This is a genomic window from Enterococcus sp. ARL09-542 (genome assembly GCF_005234805.1).
Lineage (GTDB): Bacteria > Bacillota > Bacilli > Lactobacillales > Enterococcaceae > Enterococcus_D > Enterococcus_D gallinarum.
The window spans coordinates 1-768 of sequence record NZ_QPQX01000057.1; the positions used below are offsets into that span (position 1 = coordinate 1).

Annotated in this window: 1 pseudogene; it reads left to right on the forward strand. The window is 35.5% G+C overall.

The features are described from left to right. Positions 1-152 precede the first annotated feature (152 nt). A pseudogene (locus DVW06_RS16880) lies at positions 153-694 on the forward strand (IS3-like element IS1485 family transposase); the annotation flags it as partial. Positions 695-768 lie beyond the last annotated feature (74 nt).

The window sequence follows — 768 nt, forward strand, 5'->3', positions numbered from 1 at the left end:
TGCTTGTTTCACCCATTTATCAAAAGTAGACGGGGTTAAATCATACTCTCTGATAATATCGGTTCTCTTTTTCCCTGTGGATAGGCTACAATTAACTAGACAGAAAAATTAAGGTGTGTAGACTAGAAGAAAACATACCAGAAGGAATTTTTATGTCTAAGAGAACACGAAGAACTTTTTCACAAGAATTCAAGCAACAAATCGTCAATCTTTACTTAGCTGGAAAGCCACGTGTAGAAATCATTCGAGAATATGAACTAACGGCTTCAGCATTTGACAAATGGCTAAAGCAATCTAAAACGAGTGGTTCATTCAAAGAAAAAGATAATCTTACGCCTGAACAAAAAGAATTGTTAGAACTACGTAAAAGAAACCAGCAATTAGAAATGGAAAATGATATTTTAAAGCAAGCAGCGCTGATATTCGGACGAAGAGACAAGTAATCGATGCGAATAAGCATCTTTACCCTATATCAGCGATGTGCAGAATATTAGGTCTATCACGTCAGTCCTATTATTATCAATCAAAACCAAAGAAAGACGAATCAGAACTTGAAGAAGTAGTCGCTGAAGAATTTATCCGCAGCCGAAAGGCCTACGGCTCAAGAAAAATAAAAAAAGCCTTATCAAAACGAGGCATTCAGATCAGCCGACGAAAAATTAGTAGAATCATGAAAAATAGAGGATTAAAATCGGTTCTATAATATTTTGTGTTGGTGGAAAATCGAAGGCGATTTTCTACTAACACTTTTTCTTCGTTTCAACTCAA